15 protein-coding genes are annotated in these 19,298 nt (G+C 54.5%); 9 read left to right on the top strand and 6 right to left on the bottom strand.

Annotation, left to right across the window (positions count from 1 at the left end; genetic code table 11):
- A partial coding sequence (locus KQJ19_RS16215; protein WP_019077386.1) for a DUF1007 family protein occupies nucleotides 1–637 on the bottom strand: 637 nt, incomplete at its 3' end.
- 420 nt (nucleotides 638–1,057) lie between these two features.
- Here KQJ19_RS16215 and KQJ19_RS16210 point away from each other — a divergent pair.
- From KQJ19_RS16210 to csiE, 7 genes are all read left to right on the top strand, one after another.
- Nucleotides 1,058–2,041, top strand: coding sequence for an autoinducer 2 ABC transporter substrate-binding protein (locus tag KQJ19_RS16210; RefSeq protein ID WP_003037665.1), 984 nt, complete (start codon nucleotides 1,058–1,060; stop codon nucleotides 2,039–2,041).
- A gap of 103 nt (nucleotides 2,042–2,144) precedes the next feature.
- A complete protein-coding gene (locus KQJ19_RS16205) occupies nucleotides 2,145–3,653 on the top strand; it encodes a sugar ABC transporter ATP-binding protein (protein ID WP_216403854.1) in 1,509 nt (502 codons plus the stop codon).
- Nucleotides 3,646–4,635, top strand: coding sequence for an ABC transporter permease (locus KQJ19_RS16200; protein ID WP_216403853.1), 990 nt, complete (start codon nucleotides 3,646–3,648; stop codon nucleotides 4,633–4,635). Before KQJ19_RS16205 ends, KQJ19_RS16200 begins: the two co-directional genes overlap by 8 nt.
- Before the next feature lies 1 nt (nucleotide 4,636).
- Complete coding sequence (locus KQJ19_RS16195; RefSeq protein WP_003037658.1) at nucleotides 4,637–5,590, top strand: ABC transporter permease; 954 nt, start codon at nucleotides 4,637–4,639, stop codon at nucleotides 5,588–5,590.
- 17 nt (nucleotides 5,591–5,607) lie between these two features.
- Nucleotides 5,608–7,245, top strand: coding sequence for an FGGY-family carbohydrate kinase (locus KQJ19_RS16190; protein WP_003847100.1), 1,638 nt, complete (start codon nucleotides 5,608–5,610; stop codon nucleotides 7,243–7,245).
- Nucleotides 7,242–7,841 (top strand): SIS domain-containing protein, encoded by a 600-nt coding sequence (locus KQJ19_RS16185; RefSeq protein ID WP_047358248.1) that lies wholly within the window; start codon nucleotides 7,242–7,244, stop codon nucleotides 7,839–7,841. Before KQJ19_RS16190 ends, KQJ19_RS16185 begins: the two co-directional genes overlap by 4 nt.
- A 247-nt stretch (nucleotides 7,842–8,088) precedes the next feature.
- A complete protein-coding gene (gene csiE, locus KQJ19_RS16180; RefSeq protein ID WP_047416449.1) occupies nucleotides 8,089–9,366 on the top strand; it encodes a stationary phase inducible protein CsiE in 1,278 nt (425 codons plus the stop codon).
- Here the strand turns inward: csiE and KQJ19_RS16175 are convergent.
- The 4 genes from KQJ19_RS16175 to KQJ19_RS16160 all read right to left on the bottom strand — a co-directional run bounded on the left by KQJ19_RS16175 (nucleotide 9,361) and on the right by KQJ19_RS16160 (nucleotide 16,218).
- Complete coding sequence (locus tag KQJ19_RS16175; RefSeq protein ID WP_019077391.1) at nucleotides 9,361–10,509, bottom strand: 3-phenylpropionate MFS transporter; 1,149 nt, start codon at nucleotides 10,507–10,509, stop codon at nucleotides 9,361–9,363. The two genes, csiE and KQJ19_RS16175, sit on opposite strands and share 6 nt — an antisense overlap.
- An 88-nt stretch (nucleotides 10,510–10,597) precedes the next feature.
- Nucleotides 10,598–11,440, bottom strand: coding sequence for an aldose 1-epimerase (locus KQJ19_RS16170; RefSeq protein ID WP_046275224.1), 843 nt, complete (start codon nucleotides 11,438–11,440; stop codon nucleotides 10,598–10,600).
- Entirely contained in the window at nucleotides 11,440–12,879 is a 1,440-nt protein-coding gene (locus KQJ19_RS16165) for a sugar porter family MFS transporter (RefSeq protein WP_046275225.1), read from the bottom strand. Before KQJ19_RS16165 ends, KQJ19_RS16170 begins: the two co-directional genes overlap by 1 nt.
- Nucleotides 12,880–12,951: 72 nt before the next feature.
- Complete coding sequence (locus tag KQJ19_RS16160; RefSeq protein ID WP_200080354.1) at nucleotides 12,952–16,218, bottom strand: DUF5107 domain-containing protein; 3,267 nt, start codon at nucleotides 16,216–16,218, stop codon at nucleotides 12,952–12,954.
- A 114-nt stretch (nucleotides 16,219–16,332) separates the two neighbouring features.
- Between KQJ19_RS16160 and KQJ19_RS16155 the strand changes: the two genes are divergently transcribed.
- Nucleotides 16,333–17,526 (top strand): ROK family transcriptional regulator, encoded by a 1,194-nt coding sequence (locus KQJ19_RS16155; protein ID WP_200046927.1) that lies wholly within the window; start codon nucleotides 16,333–16,335, stop codon nucleotides 17,524–17,526.
- Between the two features lie 3 nt (nucleotides 17,527–17,529).
- Here the strand turns inward: KQJ19_RS16155 and hcaR are convergent, their stop codons facing one another.
- Entirely contained in the window at nucleotides 17,530–18,423 is an 894-nt protein-coding gene (gene hcaR, locus KQJ19_RS16150; RefSeq protein ID WP_204552032.1) for a DNA-binding transcriptional regulator HcaR, read from the bottom strand.
- Nucleotides 18,424–18,558: 135 nt separating this feature from the next.
- On the opposite strand from hcaR, the gene KQJ19_RS16145 reads away from it, so the two are divergent.
- Nucleotides 18,559–19,298: Rieske 2Fe-2S domain-containing protein (locus tag KQJ19_RS16145; protein WP_216403852.1), on the top strand; the 740-nt coding region annotated here is incomplete at its 3' end.

Genomic DNA, 19,298 nt, shown 5'->3' with positions numbered 1-19,298 from the left:
ACGGACATTGCAGCGTCACCGTCTGTGCAAACTGTTTACCCAACTCCATATCCTCCGGCGGTGCGTCTTCTTTATCCAGCGACTGCGCAAAGCTCAGCATTTGTTCATTCGGCGTCGGCGTATGTACTGAAATACGGCATTGCTGACTTATGGCCTGCGCCAGCCAGGCATCGCTGTCTTTGTCATAGCTCATATCAACGTAGTAGGTGGGGTCGAAGGTTGAAATGGTATATTTTTGACCGCTCAGCGGCTGAGCTTCTGCCAGCGGCAACACGAACGTCAGCACTGCCTGATGTTCTTCACGCTCCATGCCATATTCCGTCGGCCTGTTTTTAAACTTTACCTTTTTCCCGTCGTGCCACACTTCGGTGAAATAGTGCTGCCCGAGGACGTTGGCCATCACTTCTGCCGCCAGTTTTTTCCAGATCTCATCACCAGGCTTGGCATTTCCCGCATCGTAAAGCAGATCTGCCGAGGTGATTTCATCCATCGTCCAGCGCATTTTTAGCGCGACGAACTGGTCATTCTCGCTCACTATCTCGGTTTTCAAATGGATAAAGCTGTGGGGATGCGCACCTGCGCCAAAGGACAGGATCGCGAGAAACAACGTCATAATGATACGTTTAACGCCTTGCATGAGTTCTCCACGAGAAAAATCTACACCGCCACAAATAATGATGCCGTGTTTGGCGAAAGTGTGCTGAGGATACCATTGAACGAAAAAATGTTGAGCCTCCTTTTCCGGTATCGATTCAGTTCTCAATTTCAACAATTTCTTCTTCAGCAACATCCTCCCAAATACCTTTTCGTCGCCACAACTTAAGTAAAATGATAACCATTTGTTAATTTATGGTTTCATTTTAATGTTTTGTTAACACTGAATTTAAATTCCTGAGTGTATTTCCGTGCAAATTTAACCAATATTTAACCATTTATTTTCCATAAAATAACAATAATGGGCATAGATCACATTCACCAAACTTGTGATTCATTCCCTCTTCCATTCGTTGTTAACTTCACGCCGTGACATGTCCTGCCCCCTACGAAAGGTACAACTATGAAATTCAAACTCGCATTACTCAGTGCAACCCTGGTTTCTGCATGCATGTTGTCCGGCACGTCCTTTGCGGCGGAAAAATATGAAATTGCTGTGGTTGCCAAAGTCACCGGGATTCCGTGGTTCAACCGGATGGAAACCGGTGTTAATGAAGCAGCAAAAAAACTGGATGTGAATGCTTACCAGACCGGGCCTTCCACGCCGGATCCGGCACAGCAGGTCAAAGTGATTGAGGATCTGATCGCCAAAAACGTCAACGCCATCATCGTGGTACCGAATGACGCCAAGGTCCTTGAGCCAGTACTGAAAAAAGCGCGCGATAAAGGCATTGTCGTTCTGACGCACGAATCCCCGGATGAGCAAATTGGCCAATGGGATATCGAAACCATCGATAGTGAAAAATACGCGCAGGCCAACGTCGATGAGTTAGCAAAAAACATGGGCGGCAAAGGGGGTTACGCCATCTATGTCGGTTCACTGACGGTGCCGCTGCATAACGCGTGGGCGGATTATGCAATTAAGTACCAGAAAGAAAAATATCCGGAAATGTTTGAGGTCACTTCACGTCTGCCGGTCGCGGAAAGCATCGATAAATCCTACGCCACGACGCTGGACCTGATGAAAACCTATCCACAGATGAAGGGCATTATCGGTTTCGGCTCGCTGGGTCCAATCGGGGCGGGTCAGGCTGTGCAGAAAAAACGCGCCAAAGATAAAATCGCCGTCGTCGGGATTGCAATGCCAGCACAGGCTGCACCTTACCTGATGCGCGGTGATATCAAAAAAGCGCTGTTGTGGGATCCAAAAGACGCGGGCTACGCGCTGGTAACGGTTGCCGATCAGCTGTTGCAGGGCAAAGAAGTTAACGCCGACCTGAGTATCGATGGTTTAGGGAAAGCCGATATCGACACGGAGAAGAAAGTGATCCGCTTTAACAAGATCCTCGAAGTCACCAAAGACAACGCACAATCACTTGGTTTCTAAGGCTTTAGCCAACACCAGGGAACCTTAACGCCGGCCGTCTGGCCGGCGCTATCAACCAAACTAACACTCAGCGTCCATCCGGGCGCTCGCAGGGGTATTGTCCATGGCAGACACCACCGCATTTATCACTCTTGAGAATATCAGCAAACAATTCCCGGGCGTGCTGGCGCTGGATAACGTGAATCTGACGCTGAGAAAAGGCGAAGTTCACTGTCTGGCGGGTCAAAACGGCTGTGGTAAAAGTACCATTATTAAAGTGATCTCCGGAGTTTATCATCCGGAAAAAGGCGCGCAGATTTTACTCGATGGCAAATTGTTCCATCACCTGACGCCGCAGCTCTCTTCCCATTATGGCATTCAGGTTATTTATCAGGACCTGTCGTTGTTCCCTAACTTTAGCGTCGCGGAGAATATCGCGGTCAACCGCTATCTGCCCGGTGGCGATATCTGGGTACGTCGTGGCGCCATGAAGCAGCAGGCGCTGGCAGCCATGAAGCGCATCGGTGTGAACATCGATCCCGATAAAAAGGTTGAAAAACTCTCGATTGCCGACCGACAACTGGTCGCCATTTGCCGGGCGATTGCCGCCGACGCGCGTCTGGTGATTATGGACGAGCCCACCGCCTCACTAACCCGTCAGGAGGTTAATGGCCTGCTACGGGTCGTTAACGAACTAAAAGCTGCCGGAATTTGTGTAGTGTTTGTTAGCCACCGTCTGGATGAAGTGATGGAAGTGGCTGACCGCATCAGCGTGATGCGCGACGGCAAACTGGTGGGCACTTATCCTGCCAGCGAACTCGACAGCCACGAGCTGGCTTTCCTGATGACCGGACAACGCTTCCACTATAGCCCGCTGCCGGAAAGACCTGCTATTGAGCAAGAGCCCCTGCTGGAGCTGCGCAACCTCAGCCGCAGAAGCAAATACCAAAACATTAATCTGTCGCTGCACGGCGGCGAGATTGTCTCCATTGTGGGCCTGCTCGGCGCCGGACGCACCGAACTTTGTCTGAGCCTGTTTGGCATGACGCACCCAGAAAGCGGTGAGATTCGCATTAACGGCCAGCCGGTCACTCTTCGCAATAACCATGATGCCATCAAACATGGGATCGGCTACGTCTCAGAAGATCGTCTGACGCAGGGGCTGATCATGGAGCAGTCGATCTACGATAACACCATCGTCACGGTGTTTGATCAACTGCATACCGGCAGCGGCCTGCTCGATCATCGTAAAGCGCAAAAGCTGGTCGCCGACTTGATCCGCGAGCTGAATATCAAAGTGTCCGATCCACACCTGCCGGTTAAAACCCTTTCCGGCGGTAATGCCCAGCGTATCGCCATTGCCAAATGGGTGGCGACTAATCCCCGCATCCTGATCCTCGACTCCCCTACCGTAGGCGTAGATATCGCCAACAAAGAGGGTATTTACCAGATAGCCCGCGATCTGGCGGAACAGGGTATGGCGGTGCTGATGATTTGCGATGAAATCCCGGAAGCGTATTACAACAGCCACCGCGTGCTGGTGATGCGTCGCGGCAAGCTGGTGGCGGAATTTAATCCTCATCAGTGTCGTGAAGAGGAGATTGCTGAAGTGGTCGAGGTAATCAATGAATAAGATGCATCTCTCCCGTTTAATCGGGCAACATGAGTTTTGGCTGGGCCTGCTGGTTGTGGCCCTTGCCGTTGGGCTGAGCATCAGCACCGATGAGTTCTTGTCTTTGGGGAACCTGACGGATGTGGCTACCAGCTATGCGATTCTCGGCATCCTTGCCTGCGGGCTGTTTGTGGTACTGATTTCCGGCGGGATCGACATCTCATTTCCGGCGATGACCGCGATAGCCCAGTATGCGATGGCCAGTTGGGTTATTGGCCACGGCGGCAACTTCGCGCTGGCATTAATCATCGCAATTGCGGTGGGTCTGCTGCTGGGACTTATTAATGGCTTCCTGGTCTACTGGCTGCGCGTTCCGGCCATCATCATTACCATCGCCACGTTGAACGTTTACTACGGTCTGCTGGTGTACGCCACCAAAGGCACCTGGCTGTACGGCTTTCCGGACTGGTTTATGAACGGCATCAATTGGTTCTCGTTCACCGCGGCGGATGGCTACGACTACGGCTTGACACTGCCTCTGCTGTGCCTGGCGGTTGTGATCATCTTTACCGCCGTGCTGATGAACTATACCCGTCTTGGCCGTCAGGTTTACGCCATGGGCGGTAATCGTGATGCGGCTTCGCGTCTGGGACTGAATCTGCTGAAGCTGCATTTCTACGTGTATGGCTACATGGGCATTCTGGCAGGCGTTGCCGCCGTGGTTCAGGCGCAAATCACCCAGTCAGTTGCGCCCAATTCGCTGCTCGGCTTTGAGTTGACGGTACTGGCGGCGGTCGTGCTCGGCGGAACCAGCATGAGCGGCGGACGCGGCACATTAACCGGAACCCTGCTCGGCGTGGTCCTGCTGGCCTTCTTACAAAATGGCCTGACGCTGCTCAGCGTCTCCTCTTACTGGCACACCGTGTTCAGCGGCGCCATTATCCTGGTCAGCATTAGCGCCACGGCCTGGAACGAAAAACGCAAACTGGCAAGGGAGCTTTGAGATGAAAACAATCGCCAGATTTTTACCCGGTGATGCCATCATTCGTCTGCAATGCGTCATTATTGTGGTCGTCGCCCTGGTCTTCTCGGCCCTGCTCGGCAGCCGTTTTTTCAGCGTCGCTAACTTCCAGTCGATTGGCTCGCAACTGCCGATCCTTGGCATGCTGGCCCTCGGGATGGGTATGACCATGCTGACCGGCGGCATAAACCTGTCGATAATTGCAGGAGCGAATGCCTGCTCGCTGGTAATGGCGGCGATTATCGTCACCCATCCGGATAACCCGCTGTTTCTGGTGCTGGCGCTGCTGGCAGGCGCTGCCGTGGCGGTCGCAATCGGTACGCTCAACGGCGCGCTGATTGCCTGGGTCGGGGTTTCGCCGATTCTCGCCACGCTCGGCACGATGACGCTTATCTCCGGGCTGAATATTCTGCTTTCCAATGGGACAGTGATTTCCGGTTTCCCGACCGCCATTCAATATCTTGGTAACGCCACGATTGCCGGTATTCCGGTAGCGCTGCTGCTCTTTTTCCTGGTGGCAATCCTGCTGTGGGTACTGCTGGAGCACACCACGCTTGGGCGCAGTCTGTATCTCGTGGGTTCCAATGAACAGGCTACCCGCTACAGCGGCGTAAATACCGTCCGGGTACAAATTTCCGTGTACGTGATTTCTGCCCTGCTCGGCTGGGTCGCCGCCATTCTGATGATGGCGAAATTCAACTCGGCAAAAGCCGGATACGGTGAGTCATACCTGCTGGTCACCATCCTTGCCTCCGTCCTCGGCGGCATCAACCCGGATGGCGGTTTCGGGCGCATTATCGGCCTGGTACTGGCGCTAATTGTGCTGCAAATGCTGGAAAGCGGCCTTAACTTGCTGGGGGTCAGCAGCTATCTGACGATGGCCCTGTGGGGCGCGGTGCTGATCCTCTTTATCGCATTACAGAATCGTAAAGCCTGATTTCAGGAGAAAAAATTATGGCAAGTTACTTTATTGGTGTGGATGTCGGAACCGGAAGCGCCCGTGCCGGCGTGTTTGATCTCAACGGCAGAATGGTCGGCCAGGCCAGTCGGGCTATCGAGATTTACCGCCCGCAGGCCGATTTTGTTGAGCAGTCTTCCGATAACATCTGGCAGGCGGTGTGTAACGCGGTTCGCGATGCGATTAACCAGTCAGATATCAACCCAATCCAGGTGAAAGGTCTGGGCTTTGACGCTACCTGCTCACTGGTGGTGCTGGATAAAGAAGGTAAACCGCTGACCATCAGCCCGTCCGGGCGCAGCGAACAGAACATCATTGTGTGGATGGATCACCGCGCCATTACCCAGGCTGAACGCATTAACGCCCTGCATCATCGGGTGCTGGACTACGTTGGCGGCATTATCTCCCCGGAAATGCAAACGCCCAAGCTGCTGTGGCTGAAGCAGCATATGCCCAATACCTGGGCCAATGCGGGTTACTACTTTGATCTGCCCGATTTTCTGACCTGGCGCGCAACAGGCGATGACACACGCTCATTGTGTTCGACAGTGTGTAAATGGACCTATATGGGCCATGAAGACAAATGGGATGCCAGCTACTTCCGCCAGATTGGGCTGGAAGACCTGCTGGAACATGATGCTGCCAAAATTGGTCGCTACGTGAAAACCATGGGCGAACCGCTCGGTCACGGGCTGTCCGCGCGCGCCGCCAGCGAAATGGGACTGATTCCAGGGACCGCGGTCAGCGTCTCGATAATCGATGCCCACGCCGGTACACTCGGTACGCTCGGCGCAAGCGGTGTTTCCGGCGAGGTGGCGGATTTTGACCGTCGTGTCGCGCTAATTGGTGGCACCTCCACCGGACACATGGCAATTTCCAAAGAGCCGCGTTTTATCGGCGGCGTCTGGGGCCCTTACTACTCAGCCGTACTGCCGGAATACTGGCTCAATGAAGGCGGGCAGTCAGCAACCGGGGCGTTAATCGACCACGTTATTCAGTCGCACCCGTGTTACGAAACCCTGCTGACGCAGGCTAAGTCTCAGGGGCAAACCATTTATGAAGTGCTGAATGCGCTGCTGCGCAAAATGGCTGGTGAGCCGGAAGATATCGCCTTTTTGACCCGTGACATGCACATCCTGCCCTATTTCCACGGCAACCGCTCGCCGCGCGCTAACCCCACGCTAACGGGAGCAATCACCGGACTGAAGCTGTCCCGCACGCCGGAAGATATGGCGCTCCAGTACCTCGCAACCATCCAGGCCATTGCGCTGGGAACGCGCCATATCATTGAAACGATGAACCAAAGCGGCTACACCATCGATACAATCATGGCCAGCGGCGGCGGGACGAAAAACCCGATCTTCGTTCAGGAGCATGCCAACGCCACCGGTTGCGCCATGCTGCTGCCTGAAGAGAGCGAAGCCATGCTGCTGGGCGGCGCCATGATGGGGACTATCGCTGCAGGCGTGTTCGACACGTTCCCGGAAGCGATGTCGGCAATGAGCCGGATTGGTAAAACGGTGACCCCGCAGACCAATCGCATTAAGCAGTACTACGATCGCAAATATCGGGTATTCCACGAGATGTATCAGGATCATATGAAATACCGCCAACTGATGCAGGAGGACGCATGAGTGACTCCTGGTCTCAGGCCACCGGCGTATTTCAGCTCTATAGCGATGCCCTCGCAGGTCTGGGACAACATCTGACTGAACCGGTCTGGCAGTCGCTAATGGCGGAGCTGCGCGGTTGCCAGGGGAAAATCGTCGTCACTGGCGTCGGTACATCCGGTATTGCGGCGCGTAAAGTCGCGCACATGCTCGCCTGCGTGGAACGTCCGGCGATTTACCTCAACGCGACGGATGCGGCGCATGGCGATCTCGGTTTTTTACGCGCCGACGACCTGGTCATTATGCTATCACGCGGGGGAAATTCGGATGAACTCACCCGGCTGCTGCCCGGGCTGGCTGCGAGAAATGTGCCCATCCTGAGCGTGACTGAAAACGCCGACTCAGCCATTGCTAAAGCGTCGAGGCTGGTGATTTCCACCGGCGTCCAGCGTGAGGCCGACCCGCTGAACATGTTGGCCACCACCTCAATTTTACTGGTCCTGGCTATCTTTGACGCCGCCTGCGCCTGTCTGATGAGCGAAAGCGGTTACTCAAAAGAGACGCTATTGTCTGTACATCCTGGCGGTGATGTGGGATTAACGCTGAGCCGCGAGCAGTAACACCAGACCGCGCATTTCCACTCGTCTTCTCAACCCGTCACCCTCAGGCGGGTTTTTTTATGTCTCAATAGAAGATAAAACAGTGAAAAAGCCAGTTAACGCGCTGCGTTCCACTCCCGCTATCTGTTCCGCACGTTAAAAATTCTGTGACGCTCTCCAGCATTCCTGGTGGAAAGCATTCCATTCTCCAAATCTATGAGCAAACTTTAGCTATTCTTATCAAACATACTTACGGGAGATCCTACAGATGATGTCAACGCTTGCTCCACCATCTGTACTTTCCGCTCCCCAGCGCCGTTGCCAGGTGCTGCTGACGCTTTTCCTGCCAGGGCAAATCGCTACAGCTCAAACCTTCAGTAGCCTCAATGGCGTTGATGATGCCACTGTTGAGGAAGATATTATTGGCGCAGGACTCGAAATCCAGCGCTATCACCGGCTCGCGATTACCACCGCGCTGAATGGCGGCTATACGATCGAAGGGACCCCGCTAAATCAGCGCCTGTGTCTGTTGCAGTGGCTGCGCCGCGGTCTGCGGATCTGCCCGACTTTTATCGCCCAGCATTTCACACCCGCATTAAAAATGGCGCTGAAACAACAAGGTATCGCGCGTACGCTGTATGACGACACCAATCTGCATGCGCTCATTAATCTGTGCTCCCGGCGCTTGCAGAAGCCGTTTGAGTACCGTGACATCCAGTTCCTGCGCCTGTATTTACAGTATTGTCTGCTACAGCATCACGCGGGAGTCACCCCGGAATTTAATCCGCTCCAGCAACGCTGGGCGCAATCCTGCGCAGAGTATCCGCTCGCTGAGGAAATTGGCCGCCACTGGCAGCGCCACGTCATGCAGAGTGCGCCGCCGGGCGAATCGCTGTTTATGGCGTTGCTGTTCTCAATGCTCCGTATCCCCGACCCTGTGCGCGATAACCACCAGCAGGATCGTCGCCTGCGCCTTGCTATTGCACGGCTGGTGCTGCGTTTTCGCGAGTATGGCAATGTGCGCTTCAGCGATGAGCAAGGACTGAACGATCAGCTGTATATTCACCTTGCCCAGGCGCTTAACCGCAGCGTGTTTGCCATTGGCATTGATAACACGCTGCCGGAGGAGTTCAGCCGACTTTATCCCCGTCTGGTTCGTACTACCCGCGAGGCGATACATGGCTTCGAAGCGGAGTACGATGTGCAGTTTTCAGAAGAAGAGATCGGGCTGGTCGCCGTTATTTTCGGTGCCTGGCTGATGCAGGAGAAGGATTTGCACGAGAAGCAGATTATCCTGCTGACCGGCAACAATGAACAACTTGAAGCGCATATTGAGCAACAGCTGCGCGAACTGACGCTGCTGCCGCTCAACGTAAAACATATGCCGATGCAGGACTTTCAAAAACAGGGTACACCGCGCGGAGTCACGCTGATTATTACGCCGTATACCACGCCGCTGCCGCTGTTTTCTCCGCCGTTGATTCATGCGGATCTGGCACTTACGCCGCATCAGCAGCAGCAGATCCGCAAAATCCTCGAATCATAACGTTGCAGGCTGCGCCACCACCTTCGGGCGCAGAAAGATTGCCGGTAGCGCCACCAGCGCCATCACCCAGAATACGCCGTTGCCCAGATTCTGGTACAGGTAGCCTGCGAATACGGTCATGATGGCGATGCTGCCGCCCATCGCCACCGCAGAATACACCGCCTGCAGACGTATCACTTCGCTGCCCTGGCGCGTCGCGATATAGCGCATTGCCGCCAGGTGGCAGACGGTAAAGGTTCCGCAATGGAGGATTTGCACCACAATCAGCCACGGTAGCTCAGTGCTCCAGCCCATCAACCCCCAACGGGCCACGCCGCAAACGGCGGAAAGCAGCAGCAAATCGCGCGCGCTAAAGCGGCGGAACAGCTTGTGACTGAGCGCAAAAATAATTACTTCCGCCACCACGCCTAATGACCATAAATAGCCCACCGCCGAAGCGGAATATCCGGCAGACTGCCAGTAGATGGCGCTGAACCCGTAATAAGCGGCATGCGCACCTTGCAACAGACTCACACAGGCAAGAAAACGCCAGCTTTGGGTTATCAACGCACGCCAGGCGGGCCATCCCGCGCTCTCCTGCTGACGGTTTTCCCCCGCTGGCTGCACGCTCGGGCGGATCATCATCCCCAATAGCATCGACGCGACGCCAAGCGACAGCAGGACCAGGATCACCCGATAGTCAAACAGGCTCACCAGCTTGCCAGTCAGCGCGGAGCCAATCACAAAGGCAACGGATCCCCACAGCCTTACCCGACCGTAGTCCATGGTTATCTGTTTTTGCCAGGTGTTGGCCAGCGCGTCGGTCAACGGCACCAGCGGCGAGAAAAACAGGTTAAAGCCGACCATCACCACCATCAGCCACGCCACGTTGGTGCCCGCCCAGAAGGCCAGCGCAAACACCAGCGTCAACAGGGCCAGAATACGTAAAGCGGAGATCAGACGAGAGGGATCGCTTACGCGCGGCGCAATCAGCAAACTGCCGAGAAAACGGGCAATCAGCCCCGCGCCCAGCAGTAAACCGATGGTTTCCGGCGTCAGCCCCAGCCCTTCGAGCCAGACGCTCCAGAAAGGCAGAAAAATACCGTAGCTAAAGAAGTAGGTGAAATAACCGAGCGCCAGCCAGCGCGTGGAATGCAAAGCCATGAATCCCTCCCGTTTGGAGGCGATAGTCTGGCGACAAACGCAGGCTGGCGCAAGAGAGCATTAACAGGCAGATAACATGATTTTTGCCCTATTCGACGCAAATCTGCATCGCAAAATGGCAGCGTTCTCCCTGCGCTAAAACCTGCAATCCCGGCTGCCCCTGCATGTGGTGGGCATTCACCGGATGCGTTTGCGGCTCCAGGCACAAGAACTCCTCACCCGACATTCTGAACAGCATCAACCATGGAGTTTGCGCTAAAATCGTGACTTTCATCACATCTCGCTGAATAACGGCCCGCCCGCTCCAGCCAGAATATCCAACGTTCAGCCAGCTATCCTCGCCGTATTGCGCGTACATGAAATCCGCCGCTGGAGGGATTTCACGTTGCCATTCCAGCGGCAGATGCTGTTCCCCCTCCGGCCAGTAGCCGCCGGTGGTGAATTGCGCCGTGCTGTGCTTATCAAAAGCGAAAAACGGATGGAACCCACAGCCATAAATCATCGGCTGTTCACCGCAATGGGTGAGCGTCAACGAGACGTGCAGGCTTGAGGTTTCCAGTTGATAGCAAAGTTGCGCCGTATAGTCATAGCCACAGGGATGCCAACTGCGCAACTGCAGCAAACAACCGCTTTGGGTCACGGTGATAACCTGCCAGCGTTGCAGCCAGCCGTCACCGTGCAGGAAAAAGGTGTCATCTGCGCCATGTTGAGGTAACACCACCTCTTCACCGCGCAGCATAAAACGATTTCCCGCCACCCGATTCGCGACCGGCAGCATCGGGAACAGGCCGCAATCACCGGGCTGCTGACCATGACCTTCGCGTAAAATTGCCTGTTGATGTTGTAACGAAACCAGACTTAATAGCGAACCGCCCTGCGGATCTACGCACATCCGCAGATGTGCGTTTTGTAGCATCAGCAGACCATCCATTAGCGAGCGCTTCGTTGTTGGGCTGATGCGCCAACTTTCGTATGCTGCGCCGCCAGCTGCTCTTCCAGCGCTTCCAGCGTCACGCCTTTGGTTTCCGGAACATTACGCAGAACATACATGAATCCCATCGCGCAAATCACACCGTACAACAGGAAGCTTCCCGACGCGCCCAGACTCGCATTGAGCAGCGGGAAAGTATAGGTCAGCAGGAAGCAGGCAATCCACAGCGCTAGCGTACCGAGCGACATCGCCAGCCCGCGGACGCGGTTAGGGAAAATTTCAGACAGCAGCACCCAGGTCACCGGGGCCAGCGTCAGGGCATAAATAGCGATCGCCGCCAGCACCAGAACCAGAACCGGCCAGCCCATAATGCCCAACCCGTACGCCCCGGCAATCAGCATATAGATAACCGTTAATCCTGACGCCCCGAACAACATCAGTTTACGGCGACCAATTTTGTCTACTAACGGCAGAGCGGCAAGGGTAAAGACCAGATTGATGATCCCTGTCGCCACGATCGATTTTAACGTACCGTTGATGTCGAATCCGGCAGAGGCGAAGATCTCCTGCGCATAGTTGAAAATAACGTTGATCCCACACCACTGCTGGAACACTGCCAGCACCATTCCAATAATCACGATCGGTTTGATCTGCGGTTGTAACAGCGTTGACCACGCGACCTTGTGATTATCTTTTTGCAACGTATGTTCAATCTCTTTCAGCGTTTGACCAGCATATTCCGCCGAACCAATGCGCTGCAGCATGGTACGCGCACGATCGGCTTTGCCTGCTTTCACCAGCCAGCGCGGCGATTCAGGTACAAAGAACATCAGTACCAGGAAAATTATCGCGGGCACTAATTCAGCGCCAAACATCCAACGCCAGCCCGTCTGACCGTTCCAGCTTTCCACAATCGCCTGCTGCGTAGCGCCTGAGGCTACAGGTTCGGCAATCATCAGGTTAATAAGCTGCGCCGCCAGTACGCCAATCACGATAGTGAGCTGGTTAACGGCAACAAAGCGCCCACGCTTTTCAGCCGGGCTAACCTCGGCGATATACAACGGGCTTAGCGCAGACGCCAGACCAATCCCCACGCCTCCAACGATGCGATAAACAATAAACATGTCGAAATTACTGGCGACGGCAGTTCCCCAGGCGGAAGCGCTAAAGAGGATCGCCGAGAGAATCAGCGGCATCTTTCGGCCAAACTTATCGGCGCACCATCCGGAAATCAGCGCGCCAAAGATACAACCGACCAAAGCCGAACTCATCGCCCAGCCGGATTGCGCCGGATCGGTAATCGAGAAATAGGCTTCATAGAAGGGTTTTGCCCCACCGATCACCACCCAGTCATAGCCAAACAGTAAACCACCGCAGGCCGCAACCAGGCAGATAGTCCAGACGTAACCAATCTTTAAATGTGTCTGCGCGTTATTCATTATGATTCCTCTTTCAGGGAAACGCAGGGGACAGTAGGTTTCGGGTGAGGTTGCCCCCACCCATTTCGGGTGTTACTGGAAAAGCCTTACGTTAATGGCGTGACGCAGCAGTAATGCCTTGTCATGCGCCGGATTGAGCTGCAGGAGTGCGTCAAGATCGCGCTGGCAAGCAGCACTATTTCCCAACCCCAGATGCCCGAGCACACTGATAAACAGGCAGTGTTGCTGGTGTTTTGCTTGTGCTGAGGTATCCAGCACCACCAGATCGGGTAGCGATACGGCAAAGAAATCGACATCCGGGACATTGTCGCGATGCGATTCAACCCATTGCAGGAAGCTATTAAACAGAGCGTTCGCCTGAGCATCATCGCCAAGTTTTCTCTGCGCCATACCCTGCCAGAAGAGATAATCCACAGGCTGGTCGTTGTAGTAACGGCCGGCATCCAGTGTGCTACCGCCGCGCGTCGCACGGGAGAAATAACGCTGGGATTCATCAAAACACCCCTGCTGCTGCGCGCAATGTCCCAGTAAATACCAGATGTCGTTATCCGTTTGTCCGGGTAAACGCCCCTCCCCGAGGTTTTGCGGGTAGTGCAACGCCTGTTGCAACTGCGCGATGGCGGTTTGCGGGTCGCCGGACTGAATGGCAGCCAGCGCACGATGCATCTGATTCAGCAGATATTGCCCTGTGGCTTTGCCTTCACCACCTTCCCACGGATGGAACACGCGCTCACGTAATACTGCTGCGGCATCGTCGTAACGCCCTAATCCATTCCACAGACTGAGCAGTTCCACCGTCAGATCATCACGATGGAAGACAATCTCTTTGCTGGCTTCCAGTCGCTGCAGGCGCAGCTCAGCCGGTTGCGCCATCAGCTTCTTGAGATAGTCGAGTTCAAACAGGAAACGGGCATTTTGCGGCTCCAGTGCCACGGCCTGCGACAGATACTGCATCGCCTGCTGCGCATCATGCAGTTTGTTCCAGGCATAGATCCCCAGTAAGCGGTGTACAGGAGCGAAATCCGCTTCCTGCGCAAGGGTAAACTGCCAGCAGGATACCGCTTCGGCATAACGCCGTTTGCTGTACCAGAAACAGCCAAGTAAATAGCGGGCAAAAGCGCTCTGTTCGAGGGTTTGCAGCATCTGCACTTCATCCAGCGTATTGGGGAAACGAACGCGGTTTTGCAGGCATTCGCGGGCACGTTCGATGAAGGGTTGTGGGTTGTCACTTAGCGAGGCGCGCCACAGCATAGGCAGCGTTTCCTGGCTGTCGAGCAGTTCCAGCACACCACGGGCAGCATCCTTTTGCCCCAAAGAGATCAGCCAGCCTGCCAGTTCACACGCGTTGGTACCGCGCCGCCCGGTAATCGAGATCAGCGCTTGCGCCGTCGCCTCGTCCTGACAGATGGCCCAGCGCGCATAGTGCAGGGTGTAGCTCAGAGGATAATCAACCAGCTGTTGGCGAATGTAGTCCAGGGCTTGCGGAATGCGATCAAGTTTTGCCAGCGCCAGCGCTTTCAGTCCCATCGCCAGGTTATTACTGCCGTTAAAGCGCAGGCTCTGCTCGACCTTTTCCAACGCGCCAACGTAGTCCTGACGCTTCATCGCCAGACGCGCTAACGACCAGAAAGCCGCATCCCGACAGTTGCCGCTCCAACTGGCCTTATAATAATTATCCCAAGCGCTGTCATTGTCGCCCTGACGTTCCTGTGCGGCGGCCAGCAGCATGCTCGCCTCGCCATCACGCGGATTTTTATTGAGCTTATGCGCCCGTTCCAGCGCCTTACCCGCACAATGCGCCGCCAGCGCCCAGTCCGCGCGGTTTAGCGCCAGCGTCCCCAGGGCCACATTATTGCGGTAATCCAGCGGATCAACATCCAGCGCGCGGCGATAATAATCTTCAGCATAGCGGCTGGCATGGTTGTACTGCTCCAGATGCTGACCAATAAAATAGAGTTCATCGGTATTAGAGAGTGCTTCTGGCTGTGCTGGCGCGACGGCCGCCGAAGGCAGCGGTAACTCTTGCGCAATGTGCTCTTCGTACTGCAAAAGCGTAGTGCCATCGGCGTTAGTGACGGTCATTGTCACCCGGGTATGGCCATTGTCTGACACATCAGTCAGCCAGCTCTGTCCCGGCTCCAGAGTGAGTGTATTTTCATAGAATGGCTGCCCGTGTGCGGCAAGCGTAACCTGAACATCGCGTAACGGCGCAATCGCATAAATGCCCACAGAAAGCTGGCGACTCTCACGCACCAGACGAAGCGCCAACTGCGTGCTGGCGTTTTGCACCATACCCAGTTCGCTGTAAGGCAGGAAGTTTTGCACGAAGACTTTCTCTTCGTACGGCGCAAGCCAGGTGAAATCCGGCTGGTTATCGGTAAAGACCCCGGTCATAAGTTCGATATACGGACCGTTGTCATCAGTGAGATTACGATCCCAGGCAACGCCAAAGTCGCCATAACCCCAAGTCCATTGTTTTTTCCCTGGCGAAACGTGGTGATCGGCCACATGCAGCAACCCACCGCGCTCGCCGTGATGCCAGGCACCAACAAAATCATAATCAGATTTTTCAGCCATATAGGAGGTTGGCACTGGTACGTTTTTGTAGCGCGAGATATCCACGCCAGCCGAATAGTCCACTTTGTAGTATGTGCCGGTGGCGATGGGAAACGCAGAGACATCGCGCTTACCGTGGTCGAATACCGCCGTCACATCCGGTGGAAACACGCTTTGGTGATCGTCGCCACCCTTCACCGCCGGATTCGCCCACCATAAGAAGTGGCGCGGGGTAGCGTTACCGTTAAAAACCTTCCCGGTTATCTCGATCAACGCGCGATCCGGATACAGCGTGAATCCGGTCATGACCTGTAAACCACGCATGGGCTCTACCTCGCCCATCCAGACGGTGTATTCGCCCTGCTCACCCTGCTGTTGCGTAAAATCCACCGGCATAAAGGTGGTCGGGCGATGATGTTGCGGCCAGTTAAACTCAATGCCGCCAGAGATCCACGGCCCAAGCAGACCGACCAGCGCAGGTTTTACCACTTCGTTGTAGTAGACGAAGTCGCGCTGCTGCACTTTGTCATACGCTCGATGAATGCGTCCGCCTAACTCCGGCAGCAGCATGATGCGAATGAAGTCATTCTCCATCCATACCGCCTGATAGTCGCGCATTTCACGTTTGCCGGTCAGCGTATCAATCACGCCATAGGGATAAACCGCTCCTGAAGACCCCTGATAAACTCGCTTTTCCAGAAACATTGGGTTGGCGTCTTCTTCACCCGCTGTCCACGTGGGGAGGGTGATCGTTTCCTGCCAAACTTTTACTGAACCGTACATGCCGCGCTCCACTTAATAAACAAAAGTAAAAATTCAACTTGATGCTATTCTGCGGCAGTTAAGTGGCGTTAAAATGCGCAATGCTCACGCAATATAGTTAAGGGAGTTAAGTGAATGCAGCGTTCGGGGTTCAACAACGCCAGAGTACGTCAGGCGAATAAACAGATTTTTTTGTCACATCTGTGGCGGGAAAAGCAGCTCAGCAAGTCACAGCTGGCGCAGCTCACCAGCCTGTCGATCCCGGCGGTTAGCAATATCCTCGAAGAACTGATGGATGAGGGAAGAATCAGCCATTCGCGAGAAACTTTAAGCCAGCGCGGTTTGAGCAGTGGCAGCTATCATTTGCCAGAAAAAGGCGCCTGGACGCTGTGTATCAACGTCACCCCCACCAGCATCACCAGTCAACTGGCGGATGCTCGGCTGGTTGCCGTCGGCGACTGGCAGCATGAAGTCATCAACCCCGAATCGCCAAAAGCGCTGCTGACAGCATTGGCGGCGCACTGGCGGGAATACCGTCGACAATTTCCCGAGGTCACGATTAATCTGGCGCTTGGCGTTCACGGTCAGGTTGATCCGATAACCGGCGCATCAAAAACCATGCCTCAGGCGCCGTGGAAAACACCGGTGGAAATAAAATATCTGCTGGAGGAGATGCTCGGCGTACAGGTCCGGCTGGATAATGACTGCGTGATGCTGGCGCTGGCGGAAAAATGGCAAAACCCGGCGGCTAACGGTGATTTTTGCGTGATTAACGTTGATTACGGTATTGGCTCATCGTTTGTGATTAACGATAACATCTGGCGCGGGAGTCTGTATGGCAGCGGTCAGATTGGACATACCATCATTCATCCCGATGGGATCGCCTGTGACTGTGGCCGTTATGGCTGTCTGGAAACAGTGGCGTCATTGAGCGCGTTGAAAAAGCAGGCCCGCGTGTGGATGAAATCGCAGCCGACATCCCTTTACGACCCGGAAACGCTCACCACCGACCAGCTTATTACTGCCTGGCAAAACGGAGATGTTCGCATTCAGGCCTGGGCCGAACATGCCGCCAGCGCCATCGGCCTGAGTCTTTATAATTTTTTGAATATACTGAACATTAATCAAATATGGTTGTATGGTCGTAGCTGTGCATTTGGCGATAGCTGGCTCAATACGCTGGTACAGCAAACCGGGTTTAATCCGTTCGATCACGGCGATAACCCGCGTGCCAGAGCAACTCAGATAAGCTTCGGTCAGCTTAATCGCCCTCAGCAACTCATGGGAATTGGCTATCTTTATGTCGAATCACAGCTTAGCGAGCTGTAGTCATTACTCCGCCAGGCTCACGGCTAAACGTTCATGCACAGTGGCGATAAAATCGGTCAATGCCGGTTTGATTGGCCCTTTTTTCCACGCCATCAGCAGGGCAATGGTCGGAACATCGCCAACAATAGGCCGAAAAACCACCTGCCCGGTATTAAAATTATTCATATAACCGGGTATCAAAGTCACCCCCAGCCCCATGCCGACCAGATTCATGGTCACCAGAATATTGGTCGCTACCTGCACAATATTGGGCTGGCTTTTCTGCTGCTGAAACCAGTTTTTGACAATCATCGCTAGCGCCCCGGAATAAGCGGGATCGGTACTGACAAAATTTACGCCGTGTAACTGTTCTGCGGAGATCGCTGGCTCATTGGCTAACGGATGATTCACCGGTAACACCACGACCAGCGGCTCATGAATCAGCTCCAGATAATCCAGCTCCGGGCTGTACACCGGGTGACGCATTAAGCCCACATCCAGTTCTCCGTTGAGGATCCTTTCTTCCTGTTCGGTGGTTATCAGGCTTACCAGCTCAATGTGCGTATCCGGTTGTTTTAAACGAAATAAGGGCAGCACTTTCGGGAGCAAATTCACCTCAGCGGAAGGGACAAAACCAATAGCGAAATGATTATCTTCCTGCCCCGTTTTACGGGCGCGAACTTTGGCATTTTCCGCCTGCTCAAGGATCGCCAGCGCATCCTGTAAAAAGCACTCCCCGGCCGCCGTCAGCGCAACTTTTCGCTTGTCCCGCACCAGTAACGGAACGCCCACGCAGGTTTCCAGATCGCGGATCTGGCTGCTTAACGACGGCTGAGAGGTATGCAGCTTTTCTGCCGCCCGGGTGAAATTCAGCGCCTGCGCCACCGCCACAAAATAGCGTAAGTGCCTCAGTTCCATGCCCTTCTCCTTGTTATCGAAAAAATGTCTCAACTGGTAGAAATTTACTATTTCACAGATTGATAACTAACCAGCAACATCCTTATGGCACAAAAATAGAAGGTCAATACATCTTATCTTTCAGGATTAAAAAATATGACCACACCCTCAAATTTAGACATCTACCAACTGATCGACACGCAAAACGGTCGTGTAACCCCACGGATTTATACTGACCCAGAAATTTACCAACTGGAACTGGAACGCATCTTCGGGCGCTGCTGGCTATTTCTCGCCCACGAAAGCCAAATCCCCAAAGCCGGTGATTTTTTTAACACCTACATGGGCGAGGATGCGGTCGTGGTGGTTCGCCAGAAAGACGGCAGCATCAAAGCGTTTCTCAACCAGTGCCGCCACCGGGCGATGCGCGTCAGCTACGCCGACTGCGGGAACACTCGCGCCTTTACCTGCCCGTATCACGGCTGGTCGTACGGTATCAATGGCGAGCTGATCGACGTCCCGCTGGAGCCTCGCGCTTACCCGCAAGGGCTATGCAAATCGCACTGGGGACTGAACGAAGTTCCTGGCGTAGAGAGCTATAAAGGGCTGATTTTCGGCAACTGGGACACCACCGCGCCCACGCTACGCGATTATCTCGGCGACATTGCGTGGTATCTCGACGGCGTGCTTGACCGCCGCGAAGGCGGCACAGAAATCGTCGGCGGCATACAGAAGTGGACCATCGACTGTAACTGGAAATTCCCCGCCGAACAGTTTGCCAGCGATCAGTATCACGCATTGTTCAGCCACGCCTCCGCTGTGCAGGTGTTGGGGGCAAAAGACGACGGTAGCGATAAACGCCTCGGTGACGGACAAACCGCTCGCCCGGTGTGGGA

Origin of the sequence: Citrobacter sp. S46_ASV_140, assembly GCF_018919545.1 — a bacterium.
GTDB classification, from domain to species: domain Bacteria; phylum Pseudomonadota; class Gammaproteobacteria; order Enterobacterales; family Enterobacteriaceae; genus Citrobacter; species Citrobacter braakii.
The sequence above is the reverse complement of the archived record's forward strand: the minus strand, read 5'-3'. Positions and strand labels throughout refer to the sequence as shown.

Bases quoted from the DNA above. Each gene is read 5' to 3' on its own strand.
- KQJ19_RS16155 (WP_200046927.1), top strand. From the start codon at position 16,333: ATGCAGCGTTCGGGGTTCAACAACGCCAGAGTACGTCAGGCGAATAAA.
- KQJ19_RS16195 (WP_003037658.1), top strand. From the start codon at position 4,637: ATGAAAACAATCGCCAGATTTTTACCCGGTGATGCCATCATTCGTCTG.
- KQJ19_RS16210 (WP_003037665.1), top strand. From the start codon at position 1,058: ATGAAATTCAAACTCGCATTACTCAGTGCAACCCTGGTTTCTGCATGC.
- KQJ19_RS16185 (WP_047358248.1), top strand. From the start codon at position 7,242: ATGAGTGACTCCTGGTCTCAGGCCACCGGCGTATTTCAGCTCTATAGC.
- KQJ19_RS16175 (WP_019077391.1), bottom strand. From the start codon at position 10,509: ATGGCTTTGCATTCCACGCGCTGGCTGGCGCTCGGTTATTTCACCTAC.
- KQJ19_RS16160 (WP_200080354.1), bottom strand. From the start codon at position 16,218: ATGTACGGTTCAGTAAAAGTTTGGCAGGAAACGATCACCCTCCCCACG.
- KQJ19_RS16165 (WP_046275225.1), bottom strand. From the start codon at position 12,879: ATGAATAACGCGCAGACACATTTAAAGATTGGTTACGTCTGGACTATC.
- csiE (WP_047416449.1), top strand. From the start codon at position 8,089: ATGATGTCAACGCTTGCTCCACCATCTGTACTTTCCGCTCCCCAGCGC.
- hcaR (WP_204552032.1), bottom strand. From the start codon at position 18,423: ATGGAACTGAGGCACTTACGCTATTTTGTGGCGGTGGCGCAGGCGCTG.
- KQJ19_RS16200 (WP_216403853.1), top strand. From the start codon at position 3,646: ATGAATAAGATGCATCTCTCCCGTTTAATCGGGCAACATGAGTTTTGG.
- KQJ19_RS16190 (WP_003847100.1), top strand. From the start codon at position 5,608: ATGGCAAGTTACTTTATTGGTGTGGATGTCGGAACCGGAAGCGCCCGT.
- KQJ19_RS16170 (WP_046275224.1), bottom strand. From the start codon at position 11,440: ATGGATGGTCTGCTGATGCTACAAAACGCACATCTGCGGATGTGCGTA.
- KQJ19_RS16205 (WP_216403854.1), top strand. From the start codon at position 2,145: ATGGCAGACACCACCGCATTTATCACTCTTGAGAATATCAGCAAACAA.